The sequence below is a fragment of the Marivita geojedonensis genome (assembly GCF_002115805.1).
GTDB classification, from domain to species: domain Bacteria; phylum Pseudomonadota; class Alphaproteobacteria; order Rhodobacterales; family Rhodobacteraceae; genus Marivita; species Marivita geojedonensis.
The window spans coordinates 19,380-43,210 of sequence record NZ_JFKC01000025.1; the positions used below are offsets into that span (position 1 = coordinate 19,380).

A 23,831-nucleotide genomic window follows, 5' to 3' on the forward strand; every position below is an offset into this window, starting at 1 on the left:
GCTGCCTCATTCAGTCCTGACGGCCATCCAGTGGCAGGATCACGGTAAAGGTACTGCCGGACCCGAAGCGGCTTTCAACCTGCAACCGTCCCCGGTGCCGGTTGACGATGTGTTTCACGATCGCAAGGCCCAGTCCGGTGCCCCCAAGCTCCCGAGACCGGTGGCTGTCGACGCGGTAGAACCGCTCGGTCAGCCGCGGCAGATGCACCGCGTCGATCCCCGGACCGGTGTCGCTCACCTCGATCCTGACCCCCTGCCCGCGCAAACGGCTCTCGTAGTCCGGCACCCCGAGGTGCATGCGAACCGAACCGCCGCGGTTTGAATACTTGATGGCGTTCTCAACGAGGTTGGTCAGCACCTGCCGGATCTGATCGGCATCGCCGGGGACCACGACCCGCGCCTCGGGAAGATGTACGGTCAGTTCAACGCCCGCGTCCTCCGCCAACCGGGCAAGACTGTGCCGCGTCTGTTCGATCACACCACCAAGATCCACAGGATCAATGGGACGCACCCGTTCGTCTGCCTCGACACGACTGAGCGACAGAAGATCCGACACCAGCCTGTTCATCCGCTCTGCCTCGGCCCCCATGATGCCCAGAAACCGCTCCTGCGCTTTCGGGTCGTTTCGCGCCGGTCCCTGCAGGGTTTCGATGAACCCGAGCAGAGCGGTCAAAGGCGTCCGCAGCTCGTGACTGACATTGGCAACGAAATCCCGCCGCATCTGTCCCGCCTGCTCCATCGGGGTGATGTCCTCGAAGGACACAAGGATACCCGAGCGCCCCAGCATCGGTACTGCGCCACAGGTCACGCGATAGGTGATGTCATGCTGCCCGTCATTGGTCAGGTAGCGCGTTTCCCTGCGCGTGCCGTCCTTTTGCACCTGCTCGATCGTGTCGAGCAGGATCGGCTGGCGCAGCGCCGTGATGAAGTGCCGCCCCTCGATATTCCTGCCCAGCAGGCGCTCCGCTGCCGGATTGGCTGCAAGGATCCGCTCGTCCGGTGCGATCAGCACCGCCGGGATCCCCAAAACCATCAGAATATCGCGGGGGGCTGCCGTCATTTCGTGGCCGCCACCGCAGCAAGCCCGGCATCAAACGCAGCGATCAGCGCGTCCGGGTCCTCAAGTCCGACAGATACGCGGAAGAAGCCTTCGGTCATTCCAAGTTTCTCACGGCCCTCGGGCGTCAGCGCCCGGTGCGACGACGAGGCCGGGTGCGACAGGGTGGTACCGACATCGCCAAGTGTCGGCGCAAACGCAATCTGGTCCGCCCCTTTCGTAAAGGCATTGGCTGCATCGCGACCACCGTCCAGTTCAAAGCTGACCATATTGCACCCCCGCCCCTGCAACACGCCCTGTGCGCGGGCGCGGTCCGGGTGGTCTGGCCGCGTCGGATAAAGCACGCGCTTGACCATGGGCTGCGCCGCGAGGTGGTCCGCCAGACGCGCCGCCGTGGCCTCGGCCCGGTCGAACCGCAGGTCAAACGACATCAGGCCCCGCTCGGCCAGCCAGCAGTCGAACGGGCTGGGCGTCAGTCCGGTCGTGACCGCGAAATCGTAAATCGCTTTGCTCAGAGACGCATCACGGGCCGCCACCCAACCAAGGGTCACGTCGGAATGCCCGGCCAGCAGTTTGGTCACCGAATGCAGCACCACATCGGCGCCAAGCGCAAAGGGCTGAACGGCGCGCGGTGTGGTGAACGTGTTATCCACGACAAGCAGAACGCCCTTTTCCCGACAAAGCTCTGCAATCCCATCGATATCGGCAATCCGCAGCGTCGGATTTGACACCACTTCGATTAGCACCAGTCGGGTGTTCGGCTGCAAAGCCGCCGCCACAGCCGTCACATCGGTCGGATCCGCCAAGGTCGTATCGATGCCGAGCCGGGGCAGATCGTCCCGCATCATCCGAAGCGACCGTCCATAAAGCTGATCGCCCCCGACAACATGATCGCCGGCCTTGCACAGGCCCAGCAGAACCGCGGTCACAGCCGCCATGCCCGACCCCAGAACCAGCCCCGGTTGCGGTGCAGCCTCCATGGCGTCGATCCGGCGGGCCAGCACATCGGCATTCGGATGACCCTCGCGCGCGTAGGTGTAGCCCTCGGTCCGACCCTCGTACTGATCGTCCAGCCGGTCCGGCGTCTCGCTCGCATAGACCACCGATGGCATGATCGGCGTGACCACCGGGGTCGACGCGCTCTCGGGCAGCCCACCGGGGCGCATCAGGGTGCGTTTCATCATTGTTGCCTGTCTCCAACCAAATCTTTGCAGCAGGCCTGCCACAAAGTCTCGACCGCAACAATGGGAGGCGCGACGGCACGTTCCGAAATCCCGGTCTTGCAACAGCGGGCAGGTCAGGCGATGACACGGGATATGACGACACGCCCGGATATTCTCTGCATCGGCTCGGTCCTCTGGGACGTGATCGGCCGTTCCGACCGCCACATGAAACACGGGGCCGATGTGCCCGGTCACATCACCCGGCTGCCCGGCGGTGTGGCGCTCAATATCGCGATGACACTGGCGCGGTTCGATCTGACGCCCGCCCTCCTCAGCGTCGTCGGGCGTGACCCGGAGGGCGAAGAACTTGTCACCGCCTGCGAGCGCCTCGGTCTGATCACGGATCACCTTTACCGCTCGGATGATCTGCCCACCGATCAATACATGGCGGTCGAGGGGGCGAACGGCCTGATCGCCGCGATTGCTGACGCACATTCGCTGGAACAAGCGGGCGACAAGATCCTGCGCCCCCTGATCACCGGCCCCCTCGGATTTGTAGAGGCTCCCTTCCCCGGACCCGTCGCGCTCGACGGGAACCTGACAGAGTCGCTTCTCGACCAGATCGTGCATCATCCGGCCTTCTCACAGGCGGACCTGCGCATTGCTCCGGCTTCCCCCGGCAAGGCCGAACGGCTTCTTCCCTTCATCCGCGCAGGGCACGGCGTGCTCTACGTCAATCTCGAAGAGGCCGGCCTGCTCTGCCAAACCGAATTCGAAAGCGCACCGCAGGCCGGGGCCGCGCTGGTGGAACGGGGGGCTGCCCGCGCTCTTGTGACCGATGGCGGCAATGTGACCTGCGACGCCACCCGGGATGGCATCCTGGCGGAACGTCCGCCCGAAGTGATGGTGACCCGCGTGACCGGGGCGGGCGACACCTTCATGGCCGCTCATATCGCATCCGAACTTCGCGGCGCCGACCGCCCCACCGCGCTGCACCGCGCCCTTGCCACAGCGGCGGCCTATGTCGCCGGAGGAACCTGATATGACCACCCTGCCCCTGGACATCTCCCTCGCCGTCAAAAACGCGCTGGACGCCGGTAAGCCGGTCGTGGCGCTGGAATCGACGATCATCACCCACGGTATGCCCTGGCCGCAGAACCTCGAAACGGCCCGTGCCATCGAGGCCACGGTGCGCGAGGCCGGTGCCGAACCCGCAACCATCGCGGTGATCGACGGGCGGCTCTGCGTCGGTCTGAGCGCAGACCAGCTGGAGGCACTTGCACAGGCCAAACAGGTCGCAAAGCTTAGCCGCGCCGATATGGCTGTGTGCATTGCGCGCGGCGGTACAGGGGCGACCACCGTGGCCGCCACCATGATTGCCGCTCATATTGCCGGGATCGAGGTCTTCGCCACCGGCGGAATCGGCGGCGTGCATCGCGGCGCGGATCAGAGCTTTGACATCTCCGCCGACCTGCAGGAACTGTCGCAGACCCCAGTGACCGTAGTGGCCGCAGGTGCCAAAGCCATTCTGGACCTGCCCAAGACCCTCGAAGTGCTGGAAACCCTTGGCGTTCCGGTCATGGCCTACGGTCAGGACAGCCTGCCTGCGTTCTGGTCCCGTGCCTCGACACTGAAAGCGCCGCTGCGCGCTGACACACCCTCCGAAATCGCCCGCGCGCACAGGATGCGCCGCGCTCTCGGTCTGCCCGGAGGCCAACTGATCGCCAATCCGATCCCGGCCGACGCCGAAATCCCCCACGCCGAAATCCACCCGATCATCACCCGCGCCACACAGGACGCCGAAGCACACGGCATCGCGGGCAAGGCGCTGACCCCCTACCTCCTGCAACGCATCTTTGAACTGACGGACGGACGCTCGCTCGACGCCAATGTCGCACTGGTGCTCAACAATGCCCGGCTGGGCGCGCAGATTGCACAGGAATTGACATCTTTGCGTTGAAAACCAGGCTGATGCGCCCTGCGCCCATTGTAGAGCCGTGCCGAACTTCCTACCTTCGCAAAGAACCAGTCACGGACAATCTATGACGACCCTATTCGATCCAGAGCGGCGCAAACCCAGCCTGTTCTCGCGGTTGCGCGCCAGCTTTCTGACCGGCATCGTCGTGATCGCGCCGGTCAGTCTGACCATCTGGCTCATCTGGTCGATCATGGGCTGGGTTGACGGATTTGTGCTTCCGCTGGTGCCCAGCCGCTTCAATCCGGAACAGTATATCGGCATCAACCTGCGTGGCGTGGGTGTGATCATCTTTCTTCTGTTCACCATCTTTGTCGGATGGGTGGCCAAGGGGCTGATCGGACGGTCACTGATCCGCTTTGCCGAAAGCCTCGTTGAACGGATGCCCGTGGTCCGGTCGATCTACAGCGGCGTGAAACAGATTGCCGAGACGATCTTTGCCCAGTCGGAACGCAATTTCGAAAAAGCCTGCCTCATCCAATATCCCCGGAAAGGGATCTGGGCCATCGGGTTCATTTCGACCGGGGCCAAGGGTGAAATCGCGCAGCGCGCCGAAACGATGGGAAACCTTATTTCGGTGTTCGTGCCCACGACACCCAACCCGACTTCGGGTTTCCTGCTCTTCTTTCCCGAAGAGGACGTGATCGAACTCGACATGACCATCGAGGACGCCGCCAAGCTGGTGATCTCGGCCGGGCTGGTCTACCCCAACGCCAAAGACCCGACCCAACCCGCCAAGGCTGCTTAATAATTTCGGCTGAGGACCTTGACGCAGCCATTGGCGCTGCACAGGTCTAGAACACGTCTCGCAGCGGTTGTGCACGCGACACGGTGGGGAATTTCCGGTGGATGTTGTCTTGGTGTTGTTCGGGCTGGCAGCCTTGCTGTTCGGCGGCGATGCCCTCGTGCGGGGTGCCGTCGGGGTGGCCCGCCGGTTTGGCGTGTCGCCTCTGGTCATCGGTCTGACGCTGGTCGGTTTCGGCACCTCTGCACCCGAACTCGTAACGTCGCTCAGCGCCGCGCTCTCCGGTGCCCCGGCCATTTCACTGGGCAACGTTGTGGGCAGCAACATCGCTAACATTCTTCTGATCCTCGGTCTGGCCGCGCTGGTCCGCCCGGTTGTCGCACACATGCCGGCCCTGCCGCGCGAAGCGGCTTGGGTCGGCGGCTCTGCCCTTCTGCTTGCGGCCCTGTCGCTCAGTGGTCAGGTCGCAACATGGGCGGGCGCAGGTCTTCTGGCCCTGCTCGCAGCCTATCTCTGGGGCGCATTCCGCAGCTCCCACGCGCCGGATGACGACCTGTCCATCCCGGCAGACCCGCTTGCCGGTGCCGCTCTGCGCCTGATCGCAGGGATGGCCCTGACCATCGCAGGCGCCATCGCGCTGGTGGACGGCGCAACCGGCATCGCGCGCGGCTACGGCGTGCCCGAGGCTGTGATCGGCCTGACACTGGTGGCCGTCGGCACGTCGCTGCCCGAACTCGCCACATCGGTCATCGCCGCGCGACGCGGCCAATCGGATGTCGCTCTGGGCAATATCCTTGGCTCCGGCATCTTCAACATCCTCGGCATCCTCGGCACCACCGCGCTGGTCGCGCCGCTGCCGATGGACCCGGTCATCAGCCGCGACATCTGGATCATGCTCGGCACAACCGCGCTTCTTCTGGCCCTGCTGTTCTGGCGCGCCCGGATCAGCCGCCTGTCTGGATCTGCCTTCCTCGCGCTTTATGCGGGTTACATGGCCTGGCTCAGCCAAACATTCTGACAAGATCCGCCGTCTGCCGTCGGCCCAGATCCTGTTTGTGATCTGCAAGAAACGCGCCTGCGGCATGACGGCCCGCAGCCTTGAGATCCGCAATCACCGAAGGCACCGGAACCAGCTTCGTCGCCACAGACAGATCGTTCATCAGGTCGTCATCGGCGATCATGTGAACCCGCATGTTTTTCATCGCGCCTTCCCGCACCGCGCCTTCGGCAATCAGACGCTGCACGAATTCGATGGCCCGCAACTCTCTCAAGAGCGAGGAATTGAAACTGATTTCGTTGATCCGGTTCTGAATTTCGTTCGGCATCACCGGCACGGCGTCGCGCTCGAGCGGGTTGATGTTCACGATCACCACATCATCGGGCAGATCGCCATGGAACAGAGGAAACAGCGCGGGATTTCCGGTATAGCCCCCGTCCCAGAACGCTTCGAGTGTTCCGGTCTGGGGATCCTCCACCTCGACCGCCTGAAACAGGGTCGGCAAGCAGGCCGAGGCGAGAATGCTCTTCGTGCTGATCGCATCCCCTTCGAAAATCCGCACTTTGCCGTCCCGCACCTGTGTTGCACAGACAAAGAATTTCGGGCCGTCCTTTGCGCAGACCCGGTCGAAATCGAACTGCGCCACGATCTTTTCCAGCGGATTCTCGTAAAGCGGCCCCCAGGCATAGGGAGACATCATCCTCCCAAATGTATCGCCAAGCAGGTAAGCGGGCGAAAACTCGATGCTCTTGCTCACCACACCCGGCGTCGGCAGCCAGGCCTGCATCCATTTCGGAACAGCCATGTCATCAAGCCGCGCCACCTGTGACCAGAGCCAGTCCAGAGTGTCGCGCGCGCCCTCCCGACCATTGACCAGCCACCCTGATTTGAGTGCGGCCCCATTCAGGGCACCGGCAGACGTCCCGGTGATCGCCGCGATCTCGATATCCTCTTCTTCAAGAAGACGGTCCAGCACACCCCAGGTGAACGCACCATGCGCGCCACCGCCCTGAAGCGCAAGATTGATGGCCACCATGGCGAACCTGCTCCTTCATCTTGCCCCTGAACTCCGGGGAGCGCGAGGGGCTGGCCCCTCGCATCATGCGACCGGGTGCGCCTCAGAGCGCGGTCCAGCCTCCATCGACCGAGATCGTCGTCCCGGTGATCTGCGCCGCAGCATCGGAACACAGGAACACAGCCGTACCGCCGATCTGTTCGACCGTCGCAAACTCTTTTGACGGCTGCCGTTCGAGGATCACCTTCTGCTTCGCCTCCTCCTCGGTCATGCCGTATTTCTTCGCCGTGTCGGGGATCTGCGCTTCCACCAGTGGCGTCAGAACGTAGCCCGGACAGATCGCGTTGCAGGTGATGTTCTCGCGTGCGGTTTCCAGAGCCGTGGTCTTGGACAGCCCGACAACGCCATGTTTGGCGGCGATATACGCGGATTTATAGGGCGAGGCCGTCAAGCCATGGGCGCTCGCAATGTTCACGATCCGGCCCCATCCCGCCGCGCGCATCATCGGCAGCGCAACCGCCGTGGTGTGAAACGCGGACGACAGGTTGATCGCGATGATCGCGTCCCACTTCTCGACCGGGAACTCATCGATCGGCGCGACATGCTGGATGCCGGCGTTGTTCACGAGGATGTCGCAGCGACCGGCCTGCTCGATCAGTGCGCGGCACTGGTCGGGCTTTGACATATCCGCCTGGATGTAGCGTGCGGTGACACCGTGTTCCTTGCCGATTGCCTCCGCCAGCGCATGGTCTTCGTCCCGGTCGGTGAATGAATTGATCACCACGTCAGCACCGGCGCGGGCCAGTTCATGGGCCACGCCCAATCCGATTCCAGAGTTCGATCCGGTGATGACAGCTGTTTTTCCTTTAAGCGACATGATCGCTCTCCTTGGTCTTTTTCGCTTGTGCAGCACGCTACATGCTGCGTTTGCGAAACACAAAGGAAGGATGTGCCCTTACATCTCCGGCGGCTGTGCGCCGAAAAATCCGATGATCTCTGTCAAACGTCCATCGGCGCCCACGCGGCCGCAATCAATGCCCTGCACCGGGATGGAGCCGTCCTCCAGCACCATCTGCCAACCAAAGCGGATCCGGTCATGGTGCCGGTCAACACCGGTACTCAGCTCGATTCGCGCACCCGGAAACTGCGCCTGCACACGGCCGATATGCGCATGAAGCGAATCGCGTCCCTGCGCCTCTCCGCTGGGGTCCTGATAAAGCCCGTCCTCGGCCCATGCGATCTCGAGCAGCGCGCCTCGCGCGCCCCCGTCCGCCTCGCACCACGCGTCGGTATAGGCCTTTAGAACTTGGTCCAGGCGATCCATGCGAGCCCCCTTTCTGTTGCGTCATCCTTGCAGGTCGGAATGCTTTGGCACAGAAAAAAACCCCGGCACGAAGCCGGGGTTAAGTTATTGAGGCAGGTTTCATACAGGCAAGAAACCTATCGAGCAGTAAGTTCTTTATAGGCAATCTTTCGCAGCGATCCAAGCTAAAAGTTTGAAAAGGCACAAAAGCCCCGTTACCGTCAGCGACAATAAAACAAGGGCAGACAGGGATTGTTGCAAAAATGAGACCGGATTTTTTCTTGAGCCGCCGGATCGGCATCGCCGCGCTGGCACTTGCATGTGCCGCGCAAGCGGCCACGGCAGAGCCGCAGCACGGCATAGCTATGTATGGCGACCCCGAATTGCCACCGGATTTTGTGTCCCTGCCCTATGCCAATCCCGATGCCCCCAAGGGCGGCCGGATCGTCACAGGCGAGGTTGGCAGCTTCGACAGCCTCAACCCGCACATCTCCAAGGGCTCTACACCCTGGCAGCTTCGCTTCCTCGCCTATGAAAGCCTGATGGGCCGGAACTGGGATGAACCCTTCACGCTTTATGGCCTTCTCGCCGAATCAATCGAGGTGGGCGAGAATCGCGAATGGGTTGAATTCGTCCTGCGCGAAGGGGCCAAATTCTCGGACGGCACGCCACTCACCGTCGAAGACGTGATGTGGTCCTATGAAACCCTCGGCACGATCGGCCACCCGCGTTATCACGGCGCGTGGAACAAGATCGCCTCGATGGAGCAGACCGGCCCGCGCTCCATTCGGTTCACCTTCAACGAACAGGATCCGGAAATGGCGCTTCTCATCGGAATGCGCCCGATCCTGAAAAAAGCCCAGTGGGAGGGCAAGGATTTCGACGCCTCCGGCATCGACGAGGTGCCGATCACCACTGCCCCCTATGTCATCGACGATTTCGAAGCCGGGCGCTTCGTCAGCCTCAAGCGTGATCCGGATTACTGGGGCGCCGACGTGAACTTCATGCGCGGTCAGGCCAACCTCGATGAAATCCGCATGGAGTTTTACGGCGACGGCACCGCCATGTTCGAGGCCTTCAAGGCCGGCGTTCTGAACTCCAGCCGCGAATTCAACGTCGAGAAATGGGACACCCAGTACGATTTCCCCGCGATCGACAACGGCGATGTGATCAAGTCGGTAATCCCGCATGAACGCCCCTCGGGCATCACCGGGTTCGTGATGAACACCCGCCGGGATGCGTTCAAGGATTGGCGCGTGCGCGATGCGATGCTGCATGCCTTCAACTTTGAATTCATCAACGAAACCATGACCGGCTCCAAACAGCCGCGCATTACGTCGTATTTCTCCAACTCGGTTCTGGGGATGCAGGACGGCCCGGCCGAAGGACGCGTTCGGGAACTTCTCGAACCCTTTGCCGATGAATTGCTTCCGGGGGCCCTCGATGGCTACGCGCTGCCAGTCAGCGATGGCACCGAACGCAACCGCGGAAACATCCGCACGGCGATCACTCTGATGGAGGAGGCTGGCTACACCATCACCGACGGTCAGATGGTCGGCCCGGACGGTGCGCCGTTCACCTTTGAAGTCGTTCTCAGCCAGGGAAGCGCCGAAAACGAGGCCATCATCGACCTCTTCATCCAATCGCTCGAACGGATGGGAATTACTCCGACGGTCACCACCATCGACAGCGCCCAATACAACGAACGCGTCAACACCTACGATTTCGACATGACCTATTACCGGCGCGGTCTCTCGCTCAGCCCCGGCAACGAACAGAAACTGTATTGGGGCTGTGACGGCGTAGAGGCTGAAGGCACGCGCAACTACATGGGCATGTGTTCCCCGGCTGCCGAAGCCATGATCGACGCAATCCTGAATTCACCAAGCCGGGACGATTTCATCGCCTCCACCCGTGCGCTGGACCGGATTCTCACCACCGGGCGTTACGTGATTCCGATCTACCAATGGAACATCAGCCGGATCGCTCACGCCAAGGAACTGAAATACCCGGAAAACCTGCCCATCTACGGCGACTGGATTGGCTGGCAGCCCGATGTCTGGTGGTGGGAAGAGGAGTAATCCCCTTGCGCCCTTGGATTGCAGCACTTCTGGTGGCAGGCGCACTCAGCGCCTGCGCCACGGTTGACAGGATCGGACAGGATATCTCTGCCGGATCCCGCACCGTTCAGGGCTGGTTCTGACCTAATCTTCGACCAAAGTCTGCGGTCAACTGCCCCATTTGACCGCGCGCCGCTTTTCCCCAGCAAAATCTGCATGCCATCGTGCACCGTGCGAGGGGCGTTTTTAGGGAAGGAGCGCCTGATGGACTGGACTGAACTCACCGAAAACTGGAACGGCGCTCTTGCGCGCCTCGAAGCCCGGTTTCCCCTTCTGAACCGTGACTCGCTGCCCCATCCTCCCGAGTCTCTCTCGGGCCTGACACGGCATCTTGCCGACACCCACGATCTGACCGCCCTCGAAGTACGCGAAGAACTGACCGATTGGCTGTTTGTCGAATCCCTAGCCCGGCAGGCGAGCGAATTCGGGCTCGGCTGATCCCGGTCCTCAGTTCAGCGATGTCACCCAGAGGATGCTGGCATCGTCATCGGAAACCGAAATCACGTTATGCCCCATGGTGGCATCGTAATAGGCGCTGTCACCACGCCGCATTTCCACCGGTTCATAGAATTCAGTGTAGAGCCGGATCACACCGGTGAGGACGTACAGAAACTCCTCCCCGTCATGGCGCACCCAGCCGTCGAATTCATCGACCGACCGCGCGCGCACCCGCGCCCGGTACGGAAGCATCTGCTTCTTGGTCAGCGATTCCGCCAAAAGCTCGTGTTCATAAGTGGTTGTGGCGTGTTGTTGACCCTGTCCGCTTGGTGTCACCACCATCCGTCCATTCACCTTTTCCCGCTGGGGCGGTGTGAAAAGCTGTGGCACGCTGATCTGCAACCCTGTCGCCAGTTTCTTCAGCGCGTCATAGGTGGGCGACATCTGACCGTTCTCGATCTTGGAAAGCGTCGATCGCGCCAAGCCCGCCTGCTGCGCCGCCTGTTCAAGGGTCCAGTTCCGCGCCTTGCGCAGATCACGCACCCGTTCGCCAAGGTTAAGTGGCTCGGGCTGGTCATGCGCGCCGCTGTCGCGCGCGATGCGTATCAGGTTCTTCGGATCATCGGTCATGGCAAAACCTATAGTCGGGCGGCGCATACCCCGCAACCTGCGCTTGCGGCGCTTCCGATTGCGGCCTAGGGCTGTGACATGACATCCGTTTTCGACAACGGCCAGTGGCCCCCCTGCCCGCAGGATTTCAACCTGACCGCCCATGTTCTTGCCGCAGCGGACCGCCTGCCGGACAAGATTGCGCTCGCCGTTGTCAAACCCACCGGCGCGCAGCGCTGGAGCTATGACCGTCTGCGCAGCGCCATCCTCGGCACGGCCACCGGGTTTCTGCAAAGCGGGCTGAGCCCGGGCGACCGCCTGCTGATGCGCGTCGGCAACTCTGTCGAGTTCCCGGTGGCTTACCTCGCCGCAATCGCCGTTGGCATAGCCCCCATCCCGACCTCATCGCAGCTGACCGAACCCGAAGTGCAGGTCCTCATCGACATGACGGCGCCTGCCGCCATCCTGCATGACGGACAAACCGCCTGCCCGGACACCCTCCGCGTGATCCGAACGGCGCAGATGTCCGAGTGGTACGGCCTTCCACCCGCAGCCTATGCATTCGGAGACCCAGAGCGGCTGGCGTACATCATCTTCACCTCCGGCACCTCCGGCAAACCGCGCGCAGTCTGCCACGCCCATCGCGCGATCTGGGCCCGCGGGATGATGATGGACGGCTGGTATGGGCTGACCGAACACGACCGCCTGATGCACGCAGGCGCATTCAACTGGACATACACTTTGGGAACCGGCCTGCTGGACCCATGGACAAGGGGCGCGACAGCGTTGATCCCGGCTCAGGGCGTGGATCACGCGCAGATTCCCTTGCTTCTGAAGCGCCACGAAGCCACGATTTTCGCCGCAGCACCCGGCGTTTATCGGAACATCCTGAAGTCCGGCCCGCTGGACCTCCCCAAGCTCCGTCACGGTCTTTCTGCCGGGGAAAAGCTGCCCGCATCGATCCGGGAGGCCTGGCACAACGCCACGGGCAGTCAGATGTACGAAGCCTTCGGCATGTCGGAATGCTCGACCTTCATATCGTCCTGTCCGGGCACAACCGGGTTGAGCGCCAACAGCCTTGGCTGGCCCCAGCAGGGCCGCCGCATCGCGATCGTCGACGAAACGGGACCGACCCCTATCGGCTCAGAGGGGATTATCGCCGTGCATCAAGCCGACCCCGGACTGATGCTGGGCTATCTCGATCAGCCAGAGGAAACACGATCGCGCTATCAGGGCGACTGGTTCCTGACCGGCGATCTCGGACAAATGACGGAAACCGGCGAAATACTCTACCTGGGCCGCAACGATGACATGATGAATGCGGGAGGATACCGCGTCAGTCCTCTTGAAGTCGAAACCGCCCTGCTTGCGCACCCGGACGTCCACGAGGTCGGTGTCACCGATATCGAGGTCAAACAGGACACCCGTATCATCGCCGCCTATTACGTGGCGGATTGTGACCTCGATCCCGACGCTCTTGGCGCGTTCGCCGCCGAACGGCTTGCCCGTTACAAACAACCTCGACTCTATCAGCGCATCGCGGCACTCCCGCGCAACGCCAACAACAAGCTCATGCGCCGCGCGCTTCCCGAACAGCGTCCGGGCTGATCCGGACCCGCTTATCATTCGTCCAATGGTCTGCTAGACCAAGGCGAACGGTTTGGAAGGAAAGCGTAATGGTCAAACTCGATATCATGTCAGACCCGATCTGTCCCTGGTGCTATATCGGGAAAGCCAATCTGGACCGCGCTCTCGCACAGCGGCCGGACCATCCCTTCATGATCACCTGGCACCCGTTTCAACTCAACCCCGACATGCCCAAGGGAGGCATGGACAGGCGGACCTATCTTGAAACCAAATTCGGCGGCAAAGAAGGCGCGGTCAAAGCCTACGCGCCCATCGTGGACCACGCCGAAAAGGCTGGTGTGACGATCAATCTCGAAGCCATCAAGACGACGCCGAACACTCTCGATGCGCACCGCCTTATCCATTGGGCCGGAATCGAGGGACGACAGACCGAAGTGGTGGATGCGCTGTTTCAGGCCTACTTCGTAGATGGCCGAGACATCGGCGATGCAGACGTTCTGGCCGATATCGCGGACTCCTGTGGCATGGATGCGAGTGTTGTCCTGCGCCTGCTGGCCACCGACGAAGACCGCCGCGAGATCGTTGAGCGTGATGCCGCTGCGCGTGGAATGGGGATCAACTCCGTTCCCACATTCATCGTCGCCAGCCAGCACGCCGTTCCCGGTGCCCAACCCACCGAACTTTGGCTCAAGGTTCTCGACGATCTGGCGCAGACCGCCTCCTGACGCACATGCAACTCCCGTTCCGCATCATCACACTGGTTGTCACACTCGCGATGATCGTGATCGGGGGCACGGCCTTTTTCCGCTGGGCCGAAGGCTGGAGCTGGCTCGACTCCTATTTCTTCACCGTCGTGACGCTCTCAACGGTCGGCTATGGCAGCCTCGTACCTGCGACCGCTCTGGGAAAAATCGGGACCACGGTGTTCATCTTCCTGGGCTTGGGCGTATTTGCCTTTGCCGTTCAACAGTTTGGCATGTTCGCCATGCGCCAGCGCGAAGAACACACCGAATGGCTCGTCGCCCGGTTTCAGGAGCCCGACGAGACCGCCAACACCGACGCCGATCCGGCTGAACCGTCAACCCCGCCCGACAAAACCTGAACACGATCACCTCTGTTCCCACAAAGCACATGGTGCTAGGGCACTGGCATACCTTCCGGAGTCCCCATGTCCACCGCCATGTCGCGTACAGAGTTTGTCGCCCTGATGGCCATGCTTGCCGCGACCGTGGCGCTGTCCATCGACGGCATGCTTCCGGCCTTGCCGCAGATCGCCGAACAGCTCTCGCCCGACAACATCAATCAGGCCCAACTGATCGTCACCAGCTTTGTTCTGGGTATGGGTCTGGGCACCTTCGTGACCGGACCGCTCTCGGATACGTTCGGACGCAAACCCGTGATGCTCTGGGGGTCTGTCCTGTATATCGTCAGCGCGGTTGTCGCATCGCGCGCGCAGTCGCTTGAGGTACTGCTGGCCGCGCGCGTCTGTCAGGGGTTGGGTGCAGCGGGACCGCGCGTCGTGGCGATGGCGGTGATCCGCGATCTCTATGCCGGGCGCGGCATGGCGCAGATCGTGTCATTCGTGATGATCGTCTTCTCACTTGTCCCGGCCATCGCACCGCTGCTCGGGTCCATCGTGATCGACATCTGGAACTGGCGCGCGGTGTTCTACGGGTTTGTCGCCTTCTCGGCGATCTCCGCCCTGTGGGTCGCCATCCGCCTGCCCGAAACGCTTGCCCCGGAAAACCGCCGATCCCTGCGCATCGATGCGCTGCGGGGTGCCGTGGTGGAAATGTTCGTCCACCCCGTTGTCCGCATCTCAATCGCGGTACAGGCGCTGTCCTTCGGCATGCTGTTTGCCCTCCTGTCCTCCATCCAGCAGATCTTCGACATCACGTTTGGCAGGGCCGAGTCCTTCCCGCTCTGGTTCGGAGCGGTCGCCATCGTCGCCGCGTCCTCCGGCCTGCTGAATGCACGACTGGTGATGCGGCTCGGCATGATGTTTCTTGTCCGCGCCATGTTGCTGGCGCAGGTCTTTCTGTCTGCCGCAATGATCCTCGTCGCCATCGCCGCGGCCAATGGGCACGTGTCAAACGACCTGTATTTCGGCGCGTTTATTCTGTGGCAGGTGTCGCTGTTCTTTCAGGCCGGCATGACCATCGGCAATCTGAACGCCATCGCGCAGGAGCCGATGGGCCATATCGCGGGCATGGCCACCAGCGTGATCAGTTCGGTTGCGACGGTCTGCGGCGTGATCCTCGCCGTACCGGTGGGACTGCTGTTTGACGGCACCGCCCTGCCACTGTCGGTCTCGATCTTCCTTCAGGCCGCAGTTGGTCTGGCCCTCATGCGGCTCATGGTCCGGGTCGATGCGCGGCTGACAACCTGATACGCTCAAAACCAAGACTGCGGAAAGGACGCGCCCCATGACGAAAATCAAGGTCGATAACCCCATCGTTGAAATGGACGGCGATGAAATGACCCGCATCATGTGGGATTTCATCAAGCAAAAGCTGATCCTGCCCTACCTCGACATTGACCTTCTTTATTACGATCTCGGCATCGAGGAACGCGACCGCACCAACGATCAGATTACCGTCGACGCCGCCGAAAAGACCAAAGAAGTCGGCGTTGCCGTCAAATGCGCGACCATCACGCCGGATGAAGCGCGCGTCGAAGAGTTTGGCCTCAAGCAGATGTGGCGCAGCCCGAACGGCACGATCCGCAACATTCTGGGTGGCGTGATCTTCCGCCAGCCGATCATCTGCCGCAACGTGCCGCGCCTTGTACCGGGATGGACAAAGCCCATCGTCGTGGGCCGCCACGCGTTTGGCGATCAGTATAAAGCCACGGATTTCAAATTCCCCGGCGCGGGCAAACTGTCGATGAAGTTCGTCGGAGAAGACGGCACCGTGATCGAACGCGAGGTCTATGACGCGCCATCGGCAGGCGTGTTCATGTCGATGTACAACCTCGACGCCTCGATCCGCGATTTCGCCCGCGCGTCGTTCAATTACGGTCTGAACCTTGGCTGGCCGGTCTACCTGTCCACCAAGAATACCATTCTGAAACAATACGATGGCCGCTTCATCGAAATCTTCGCGGAAATCTTCGAGGCTGAATTCAAAGACGCGTTCGATGCCAAAGGCATCGAATACCAGCACCGCCTGATCGACGACATGGTGGCCTCCGCGCTGAAATGGTCAGGAGGCTTTGTCTGGGCCTGCAAGAACTACGACGGCGACGTGCAGTCCGACTCCGTGGCGCAGGGGTTCGGGTCACTAGGCATGATGTCGTCCGTCCTGATGACCCCCGATGGCAAGATCGTCGAGGCCGAGGCGGCACATGGCACCGTCACCCGCCATTACCGCCAGCATCAGGCCGGAGAGCAGACCTCGACCAACTCCATCGCATCCATCTACGCTTGGACCGGCGCGCTCAAGCACCGTGCGAAGCTGGACGAAAACATCAGCCTGCGCGCCTTTGCCGAAACGCTGGAGCGGGTGGTCGTGGAAACGGTAGAGGCCGGGTACATGACCAAGGATCTCGCCCTTCTGGTCGGGCCCGAGCAAAGCTGGTTGACCACGATGGGCTTTCTGGAAAAGCTGGATGAACGGTTGAACGCGGCTTTGACGGGGTAAGAACGATGCGGTGGTGTCTGATCCTTCTGACGGTCCTTGCTGCGCCGCTCTGGGCTCAGACATACCCGGACTACGAGCGGACCACGATCACCGATCAGGCCGATCTTCTGAGCGACGAGGAAGAAACCGCGCTCGATGCACGTCTGGCAGGTCTGCGCCGCGACACCGGGGTTGAGTTGGCCGTTCTGACCCTGCTTTCACAGACACCCTACGCCCCTGACGACAGCATCGAAACCTTTGCAACGGGACTGTTCAATCATTGGGGAATTGGCGATGCCTCGCGCAACGATGGCATCCTCGTTCTGATCCTGTCCGAAGACCGGGCCATGCGGATTGAACTGGGCGCAGGCTATGGGCGCGACTGGGACAGGACTACGGCCGAGGTGATCAATCGCTCGTTCCTGCCCGGCTTCGAGTCAGGCGACTATGCCAGTGGAATTTCCACCGGTGTCGAAGATCTGATCGCCTCCATCGCGCTGCCGTTTTCGGGTGGGCAGGAGGCGCCCGCCTCATCGGAACCTCCAATGGGATGGATCGTCTTCACCGCCATTTTCGGCTCGCTCCTGCTGATGGCCCGACAGACGATCGGCGACTGGACCACCCGCTTCCGCCGCTGCCCGAATTGCGGACATCGGACGCTCAATCGAAAGCGCAAGGTGCTGCGCAAGGCCAGCCGCAACTCCGAAGGCAATGGCGAGGTTCTCACCCGCTGCTCCCAGTGCAGCTATCGCGATCAGCGGACCTATACGATCCCGCGCACGCGGTCTTCGTCGTCAGGCAGTTTCAGCGGCGGACGCTCCGGTGGAGGTGGGGCAACCGGACGCTGGTGAAACCACCGGGTTGACAAGGCCAGGATATGTCATAATTCCTGACCTATGTTTCTGCTGAGCAAACCACCCGCCGACCGGCACACACTTTTCGAAGACGCACAAGGCATCCTTGTCGGTGCAACGCTTGTTGCACTCGCGGTGCAGTTTCTGACGGCATCAAACCTGTTGACCGGGCAAATCGCAGGCCTGTCGCTTCTCGGCAGTTACGTCACGCCGTGGTCCTTCGGCGCAATCTTTTTCCTCCTCAATCTGCCGTTCTACCTGTTGGCCATCCGGCAGCTTGGCTGGATCTTCACGCTCAAGACCTTCGGGGCGGTCACGGTCATGTCGGTGATATCGGAAGTGCTGCCAGCGGTTCTGCGGATCGAAACCCTGCACCCCGCCCTTGGCGCTGTTCTTGGCGGAATCCTAGCCGGTGTCGGCCTGATCGTTCTCTTTCGCCATGGTGCCACGCTGGGCGGCGTCGGCATCGTCGCGCTGTGGCTTCAGGACACGCGCGGTTTCGCGGCCGGGAACACGCAACTGCTTTTCGACCTGTTTGTTTTTGGTCTGGCGGTGTTTCTGATTCCCTTTGAGGTGGTGATCTGGTCCCTGCTGGGCGCTGTGATCCTGAACCTGATCATCACGGTAAACCATCGTCGCGACAGGTACGTCGCCCGATCCTGAGGCGTTCTGCCCATTAATCGGTCAAAAACGACATTCTGTCGCGAATGGCACAGAATGTCGCACCGCGACACCCCAGCATTTGCATAACTCAATCGGAGACGCAGATGCGCGGTGACCGGTCCGCCCTTTCCTTGGTGATACGCACCATCGGTGCGCGCCGGGGCCGTGCTGCGCGTGGCAGACCCTGAGAGGCCAAACGCCCTCGCCCTGCCCGATCCACGTTTTGAAAGACCTCACATGACCGATACGTCCCCCCGCCGCGCCGGAGGCCGTGCCGCCCGCCGTCAGGCCCGCGCCAACCCGCTTGCCGAAAATCTGCGTCCCATCCGCCCCGGCATGACCGGAGGACGTTATGAGCCGCTGACCGCTTCGGACCTCGACCGCATCCACAACGCCGCCCTTCGGGCGCTCGAGGAAATCGGTCTCTCCGACGCTCCTGCCTCTGGCATCAGGATCATGACAGAGGCCGGGGCGATCCTTGGCGACGATGGCCGTATCCGATTCCCGCGTGCGCTCGTCGAAGACATGCTCGCCAAGGCCAACCGCACCGTGACTCTGTGTGGCCGTGACCCGCTCCATGACCTCGACCTGTCCGGCACCCGAGTGCATTACGGCACCGCAGGCGCCGCGGTACACATGGTGGATGTGGACACCGGACACTACCGCGAAAGCACGGTACAGGATCTGCACGACGCCGCGCGCATCGCGGATCAGTTGGACAACATCCATTTCCTGCAACGCCCCATGGTCGCCCGCGACATTCCCGACAACAGAGAGATGGACCTAAACACCATCTACGCCTGCTGTTCCGGGACGCTGAAACATGTCGGCACCTCTTTCACCGAACCGTCCTTCGTGCCGGATGCTTTTGAATTGCTCCACCTGATTGCAGGCGGCGAAGAGGCGTGGCGCGCGCGGCCCTTCGTGTCGAACTCGAACTGCTTTGTCGTACCCCCGATGAAATTCGCCACCGAAGCCTGCGAGGTGATGGAAGCCTGCATCCGGGGCGGAATGCCGGTGCTGCTCCTCAGCGCCGGTCAGGCCGGGGCCACTGCCCCAGCGTCGATCGCTGGTGCCATCGTCCAGGCCGTCGCGGAATGTCTTGCGGGGGTGGTCTATGTGAACGCCATGGCGCCGGGGCATCCAACGATATTCGGCACATGGCCCTTTGTGTCCGACCTTCGAACGGGCGCAATGTCGGGCGGGTCGGGTGAACAGGCGCTTCTCACGGCAGGTTGCGCACAGATGCACCGCTACTACGGCCTCTGCGGCGGCGCAGCGGCGGGTATCGCGGATGCCAAGCTGCCCGACATGCAGGCTGGATGGGAGCAGATGTGCTCGAACGTCATGGCAGGGCTCTCGGGCCTCAACATGGTCTACGAAGCCGCCGGGATGCACGCCTCGCTGCTGGGGTTCTGCCATGAAAGTCTGATCCTCGGCGACGACCTGATCGGACAGGCGCTGCGTTGCGTGCGAGGGATCGAAGTGACCGAGGACGACCTGAGCCTCGAGGTCATGCGCGCCACCTGCCTTGGCGGTCCGGGTCATTACCTCGGCAGCGACGACACGCTGAACCGGATGCAGCGCGACTATGTCTACCCGGTGCTGGGCAACCGCGCCTCGCCCAAGGAATGGGTCGAACAGGGTCGGCCGATCCTTGTTGAAAAGGCCACGGAACGGAAAGAGAGAATTCTCTCAAAACCGTCGCGTGCGCGTTTCGATCCGGTCACCGACGTCGCGATCCGAAACCGGTTCAACATCCACCTGAATTGATCCAGCCCCATGGCGCGGGGGCTGGTCCCCCCGCGCTGAATGGGCCAGGTCCGGAGTCGTTCCATGCCCTATTTCATCCTCATGCTGGCCGTGCTGGCCGAAACCATTGGCACCACAGCGTTGCAGGCCAGCCAGCAGTTCAGCCGCCCCCTGCCCTCGGTCATCGTCGTGATCGCCTATGGTGCCGCGTTTTACCTGCTGGCCGTCGCTCTCAAGACCTTTCCGGTAGGCATCGCCTATGCCATGTGGTCCGGGATGGGCATCGTCTTTATCGCGATCATCGGCTTTGCGGTGTTCGGCCAGCGGCTCGACTGGCCCGCGATCCTCGGGATCGCGCTGATCATGGCGGGGATTTTGGTCATCAACCTCTTCTCAAACACCGCCACCCACTGAAAAACGCGCACCGGACGGGCCGATGCGCGTTTCCATGCCTTACGAGCGCGTGGGATCAGAAGCGGAAGCTGCCCCGGATCGACACCGTGTCCGCTTCGACATCGACGCCGGTTCCGTCGAAATCGTCAAAGCGGTGAGCAAGGTATTCGCCACCCACAGTGATCTGCTCGGTGACTTTGTATTCGACACCCAGACCGCCAACGAACCCGGTGTCGTCACCGATATTGGTGTTCAGCTGTGCCGCACCCACGGTGCCGTAAACCAGTGTCCGGCCAAGGTCGTAGCCACCGCGCACCTTCGCACGCAGCACGTCATCCACCTCGATGCCGCCCAGCTGGATATCCTCGCCGGTCTGGTAATCGAGTTCACCACCAACGACGAACTGGCCGAAATCGTAGTCATACCCACCGTAAACGCCATAGACGCCTTCGCTGTCGTCCAGATCATCGGCGTCGGCAGAGAGGTTGCCGAAGCTCAGGCCGCCATAGGCACCGGTCCAGTCGCCGCCCATCTGGGTCGGGGCCACGGTGACCGGCTCCACGATCATCGGCTCCACCGGAGCCAGATCGGCGCTGCCTGCATAGGTCGAGGTCGCTGCCGTGGCCACAAGGGCTGTTCCAAGCAGAATATGTTTCATGAGAGTTCCTTTCTCGGTTTGCCTCATTTCACGGCGGCAGTGCGCATCTCGCCTGCCGCGCTGTTGTGCCAACGTCGGAACTCCTGATCCTGTTTCAAGCAGCGGGGCAGCACATTCTGAAAAGCCCCCGAAATCCGGCCAAAGGCCGCCCAATCCGGCCCCTCCGTCAGTGCTTTATTGCCGGTTCCCTGTCACGCTGTTGTGAGGCACCTTTGGTGCCATCCCGGCAACACTTATCTCATCGGCCTTTTTTGCTGGCCTTCTCCGGCGGTCCCTTGTAACCCCCGCCCAACTCTTCCCTGTACGAGACCAAGATTCATGGACCTTCGCAACATTGCGATCATCGCCCACGTTGACCACGGCAAGACGACGCTGGTTGACGAACTGCTGAAACAATCCGGTGCCTTCCGCGCGAACCAGGCCGTCGCCGAACGCGCGATGGACAGCAACGACCTCGAACGCGAACGCGGCATCACCATTCTGGCCAAGGCCACCTCGGTCGAATGGAAAGGCACACGCATCAACATCGTCGACACCCCCGGCCACGCCGATTTCGGCGGCGAGGTGGAGCGCATCCTGTCGATGGTCGACGGGGTTGTTCTGCTGGTGGACGCGGCCGAAGGCCCGATGCCGCAGACCAAATTTGTGACCTCCAAGGCGCTGGCGCTTGGCCTGCGCCCGATTGTCGTTCTGAACAAGGTCGACAAGCCCGACGCCGAGCCCGACCGTGCGCTGGACGAATGCTTTGACCTTTTCGCGAACCTCGACGCGAACGAAGACCAATTGGACTTCCCCCACATGTACGCGTCTGGCCGGTCCGGCTGGGCCGACATGTCGCTTGACGGGCCGCGCAAGAACCTCGACGCGCTGTTCAAACTGATCGTCGATCACGTGCCTGCCCCCAAGCAGATCAAGCATCAGAACGAAGACTTCCGCATGCTGGCCACCACGCTCGGCTCCGACCCGTTTGTGGGCCGCATCCTGACGGGCCGTGTGGAAACCGGCCGCCTCAAGGTGGGTGCCACCGTGCAGGCGCTCAGCCGCGTGGGCCAGAAGATCGAACAGTTCCGTGTCACCAAGATCCAGGCGTTCCGGGGTCTCGGAATGCAGGACATTGACGAGGCACTGGCGGGTGACATCGTCAGCATCGCGGGCATGTCCAAGGCTACTGTGGCCGACACGATTTGCGCGCTGGCCGTGGATGAGCCGCTTGAGGCTCAGCCGATCGATCCGCCCACCATCACCGTCACCTTCGGCATCAACGACAGTCCACTGGCGGGCCGCGACGGCAAGAAGGTGCAATCACGCGTGATCCGCGAACGTCTGCTGAAAGAGGCGGAATCCAACGTCGCGATCAAGGTCAAGGACACCCCGGGCGGCGAAGCCTTCGAGGTTTCGGGCCGTGGCGAACTTCAGATGGGCGTTCTCATTGAAAACATGCGTCGCGAAGGGTTCGAACTGTCGATCTCGCGCCCGCAGGTGATTATGAAGGAAGACGAGAATGGCCAGCTTCTGGAACCGGTCGAAGAAGCCACGATCGACGTGGATGACGACTATTCCGGCGCAGTGATCGAAAAGCTGACCGGCACGCGCAAGGGTGAACTGGTCGAAATGCGCCCTGCCGGTGCCGGCAAGACCCGCATCATCGCCCATGTCCCGTCGCGCGGCCTGATCGGCTATCACGGTGAATTCCTGACCGACACACGCGGCACCGGTGTTCTCAACCGCGTGTTCCACGGCTGGACCCCGCACAAAGGAGCGATTCCGGGTCGCCGGGCGGGCGTTCTGATCTCGATGGAAAACGGTGAGGCCGTGGCCTACGCCCTGTGGAACCTCGAAGAGCGTGGGCGCATGTTCGTCGGTCCTCAGGCGCAGGTCTACACCGGCATGATCATCGGCGAACACAGCCGCGACAATGATCTTGAGGTGAACCCGCTCAAGGGCAAGAAGCTCACCAACGTCCGCGCCTCGGGGTCGGACGAAGCTGTGCGCCTGACCCCGCATGTGCAGTTCAGCCTCGAAGAGGCCATCGCCTATATCAATGACGATGAACTGGTCGAAGTCACGCCCAACGCAATCCGGCTGCGCAAGCGCTACCTGGACCCGCATGAGCGTAAGCGGATGTCGAAAACCAGCTGACACTGTTCAAATCGGCGCGCGGGCCCTAGTCTGACGGCATGTTCCTGCGCGCCTTTCGCCTTTTCGGCCTCGCCTCTGCGGTGGCCGCAGTCTCGACAGCCCACGCCGAAACGCAGCTTTGCGAAAACGGCGTGGTGACTGCACACAGCTCCCAACAGAACCATCTGCCCCTGATGTGCGCTGCCGCAGACCGCGCCCTGACGGTTTTCGATCAATGCGCGCTGACGCCGCCCACCGCCATCGACATCTTTGTGTCGGATCTTTCAGACCAATCCTGCCTTGGGCTGTTTCACTGCGGCGAAGCCCGCATCGAGGTCATCGCCCCCGACGTCATCGACACAAAACGCAGCGATATCGGCCTGTTCAATCCTCTGACGTCCGAGCGCCTGTTCGAAAGCGTGATCGTCCACGAAATCGCACATGCCGCTGTTGATCTCACGCCGTGCCCACTCGCCAGCTGTGTGGCGACCAGTGAATATTTCGCCTACACGGTTCAGCTTCTCGATTTGACCGAGGACGAACGCGAAACCGTCATGGCATCCGCGTCTGCGGCCTCTGCGCTGCCGGCGGATCCCGTCAAACATGACGAGATCAACGCCTTTCTGCTCTACATGGCGCCCGATCTTTTCGTCGACAAGGTTTGGCGACACGTCACCGGGCGCGGTGACCCCTGCCTGCAGCTGCGCCGCATCCAGGACGGCTCCCTGATCTTTGACAGGTTCCACCCCTGACGGGCCACGCTT

At 62.0% G+C, this 23,831-nt stretch carries 25 protein-coding genes; 18 read left to right on the forward strand and 7 right to left on the reverse strand.

The features are described from left to right. Window positions 1–10 precede the first annotated feature (10 nt). Together MGEO_RS17845 and MGEO_RS17850 are read right to left on the reverse strand one after the other, a co-directional pair. Window positions 11–1,060 (reverse strand): ATP-binding protein, encoded by a 1,050-nt coding sequence (locus tag MGEO_RS17845; protein WP_085640906.1) that lies wholly within the window; start codon window positions 1,058–1,060, stop codon window positions 11–13. Further along, window positions 1,057–2,238, reverse strand: coding sequence for a trans-sulfuration enzyme family protein (locus MGEO_RS17850; RefSeq protein ID WP_085640972.1), 1,182 nt, complete (start codon window positions 2,236–2,238; stop codon window positions 1,057–1,059). The genes MGEO_RS17845 and MGEO_RS17850 overlap by 4 nt, the downstream gene beginning before the upstream one ends. Window positions 2,239–2,373: 135 nt before the next feature. Between MGEO_RS17850 and MGEO_RS17855 the strand changes: the two genes are divergently transcribed. The 4 genes from MGEO_RS17855 (at window position 2,374) to MGEO_RS17870 (ending at window position 5,958) form a co-directional block, all read left to right on the forward strand. Next, a complete protein-coding gene (locus tag MGEO_RS17855; protein ID WP_085640974.1) occupies window positions 2,374–3,261 on the forward strand; it encodes a PfkB family carbohydrate kinase in 888 nt (295 codons plus the stop codon). Between the two features lies 1 nt (window position 3,262). Next, window positions 3,263–4,180, forward strand: a complete 918-nt coding sequence (locus MGEO_RS17860) for a pseudouridine-5'-phosphate glycosidase (protein WP_085640908.1) — start codon at window positions 3,263–3,265, stop codon at window positions 4,178–4,180. Between the two features lie 82 nt (window positions 4,181–4,262). Beyond that, window positions 4,263–4,943 (forward strand): DUF502 domain-containing protein, encoded by a 681-nt coding sequence (locus tag MGEO_RS17865; protein WP_085640910.1) that lies wholly within the window; start codon window positions 4,263–4,265, stop codon window positions 4,941–4,943. A 97-nt stretch (window positions 4,944–5,040) separates the two neighbouring features. Beyond that, a complete protein-coding gene (locus MGEO_RS17870; RefSeq protein WP_085640912.1) occupies window positions 5,041–5,958 on the forward strand; it encodes a calcium/sodium antiporter in 918 nt (305 codons plus the stop codon). Here the strand turns inward: MGEO_RS17870 and MGEO_RS17875 are convergent. The 3 genes from MGEO_RS17875 to MGEO_RS17885 all read right to left on the reverse strand — a co-directional run bounded on the left by MGEO_RS17875 (window position 5,942) and on the right by MGEO_RS17885 (window position 8,276). Next, window positions 5,942–6,973, reverse strand: a complete 1,032-nt coding sequence (locus tag MGEO_RS17875) for a patatin-like phospholipase family protein (RefSeq protein ID WP_085640914.1) — start codon at window positions 6,971–6,973, stop codon at window positions 5,942–5,944. The genes MGEO_RS17870 and MGEO_RS17875 overlap by 17 nt on opposite strands. 82 nt (window positions 6,974–7,055) lie before the next feature. Next, window positions 7,056–7,829, reverse strand: coding sequence for a 3-hydroxybutyrate dehydrogenase (locus MGEO_RS17880; RefSeq protein WP_085640916.1), 774 nt, complete (start codon window positions 7,827–7,829; stop codon window positions 7,056–7,058). 78 nt (window positions 7,830–7,907) lie between these two features. After that, complete coding sequence (locus MGEO_RS17885; protein WP_085640918.1) at window positions 7,908–8,276, reverse strand: nuclear transport factor 2 family protein; 369 nt, start codon at window positions 8,274–8,276, stop codon at window positions 7,908–7,910. 242 nt (window positions 8,277–8,518) lie between these two features. On the opposite strand from MGEO_RS17885, the gene MGEO_RS17890 reads away from it, so the two are divergent. The 3 genes from MGEO_RS17890 to MGEO_RS17895 all read left to right on the forward strand — a co-directional run bounded on the left by MGEO_RS17890 (window position 8,519) and on the right by MGEO_RS17895 (window position 10,813). Next, window positions 8,519–10,336, forward strand: a complete 1,818-nt coding sequence (locus MGEO_RS17890) for an extracellular solute-binding protein (RefSeq protein ID WP_085640920.1) — start codon at window positions 8,519–8,521, stop codon at window positions 10,334–10,336. A gap of 5 nt (window positions 10,337–10,341) precedes the next feature. Next, the gene (locus tag MGEO_RS21200; RefSeq protein WP_233139987.1) at window positions 10,342–10,458 is read left to right on the forward strand and encodes an entericidin EcnA/B family protein; all 117 of its coding nucleotides are present in this window, start codon (window positions 10,342–10,344) and stop codon (window positions 10,456–10,458) included. 121 nt (window positions 10,459–10,579) lie between these two features. Then, window positions 10,580–10,813, forward strand: coding sequence for a hypothetical protein (locus MGEO_RS17895; RefSeq protein ID WP_085640922.1), 234 nt, complete (start codon window positions 10,580–10,582; stop codon window positions 10,811–10,813). 9 nt (window positions 10,814–10,822) lie between these two features. Here MGEO_RS17895 and MGEO_RS17900 read toward each other — a convergent pair whose 3' ends face one another. After that, a complete protein-coding gene (locus MGEO_RS17900; protein ID WP_085640924.1) occupies window positions 10,823–11,443 on the reverse strand; it encodes a helix-turn-helix domain-containing protein in 621 nt (206 codons plus the stop codon). Between the two features lie 78 nt (window positions 11,444–11,521). Here MGEO_RS17900 and MGEO_RS17905 point away from each other — a divergent pair, with 78 nt between their 5' ends. From MGEO_RS17905 to MGEO_RS17945, 9 genes are all read left to right on the forward strand, one after another. Next, window positions 11,522–13,030 (forward strand): class I adenylate-forming enzyme family protein, encoded by a 1,509-nt coding sequence (locus MGEO_RS17905; RefSeq protein ID WP_085640926.1) that lies wholly within the window; start codon window positions 11,522–11,524, stop codon window positions 13,028–13,030. Between the two features lie 68 nt (window positions 13,031–13,098). Further along, a complete protein-coding gene (locus MGEO_RS17910; RefSeq protein WP_085640928.1) occupies window positions 13,099–13,734 on the forward strand; it encodes a DsbA family oxidoreductase in 636 nt (211 codons plus the stop codon). A 5-nt stretch (window positions 13,735–13,739) separates the two neighbouring features. Then, window positions 13,740–14,111: a potassium channel family protein gene (locus tag MGEO_RS17915; protein ID WP_085640930.1), complete on the forward strand. Its 372-nt coding sequence runs from the start codon at window positions 13,740–13,742 to the stop codon at window positions 14,109–14,111. 66 nt (window positions 14,112–14,177) lie between these two features. Next, window positions 14,178–15,398: a multidrug effflux MFS transporter gene (locus tag MGEO_RS17920; protein ID WP_085640932.1), complete on the forward strand. Its 1,221-nt coding sequence runs from the start codon at window positions 14,178–14,180 to the stop codon at window positions 15,396–15,398. 37 nt (window positions 15,399–15,435) lie between these two features. After that, window positions 15,436–16,650, forward strand: a complete 1,215-nt coding sequence (locus tag MGEO_RS17925; RefSeq protein WP_085640934.1) for an NADP-dependent isocitrate dehydrogenase — start codon at window positions 15,436–15,438, stop codon at window positions 16,648–16,650. Window positions 16,651–16,655: 5 nt separating this feature from the next. Beyond that, complete coding sequence (locus MGEO_RS17930) at window positions 16,656–17,480, forward strand: TPM domain-containing protein (RefSeq protein ID WP_085640936.1); 825 nt, start codon at window positions 16,656–16,658, stop codon at window positions 17,478–17,480. A gap of 45 nt (window positions 17,481–17,525) precedes the next feature. Further along, window positions 17,526–18,146: a YitT family protein gene (locus MGEO_RS17935; RefSeq protein ID WP_085640938.1), complete on the forward strand. Its 621-nt coding sequence runs from the start codon at window positions 17,526–17,528 to the stop codon at window positions 18,144–18,146. Between the two features lie 237 nt (window positions 18,147–18,383). Next, a complete protein-coding gene (locus tag MGEO_RS17940; protein ID WP_085640940.1) occupies window positions 18,384–19,919 on the forward strand; it encodes a trimethylamine methyltransferase family protein in 1,536 nt (511 codons plus the stop codon). 63 nt (window positions 19,920–19,982) lie between these two features. Next, complete coding sequence (locus MGEO_RS17945) at window positions 19,983–20,312, forward strand: DMT family transporter (protein ID WP_085640942.1); 330 nt, start codon at window positions 19,983–19,985, stop codon at window positions 20,310–20,312. A 55-nt stretch (window positions 20,313–20,367) separates the two neighbouring features. Here the strand turns inward: MGEO_RS17945 and MGEO_RS17950 are convergent, their stop codons facing one another. Continuing rightward, window positions 20,368–20,949, reverse strand: a complete 582-nt coding sequence (locus MGEO_RS17950) for an outer membrane protein (RefSeq protein ID WP_085640944.1) — start codon at window positions 20,947–20,949, stop codon at window positions 20,368–20,370. A 318-nt stretch (window positions 20,950–21,267) separates the two neighbouring features. Here MGEO_RS17950 and typA point away from each other — a divergent pair, with 318 nt between their 5' ends. Continuing rightward, entirely contained in the window at window positions 21,268–23,088 is a 1,821-nt protein-coding gene (gene typA, locus MGEO_RS17955) for a translational GTPase TypA (protein ID WP_085640946.1), read from the forward strand. Window positions 23,089–23,126: 38 nt separating this feature from the next. Further along, window positions 23,127–23,819 carry a DUF6639 family protein gene (locus MGEO_RS17960; protein WP_085640948.1) on the forward strand — a complete coding sequence of 231 codons (693 nt, stop codon included), beginning with the start codon at window positions 23,127–23,129 and terminating at the stop codon, window positions 23,817–23,819. The last annotated feature ends 12 nt before the right edge of the window (window positions 23,820–23,831 follow it).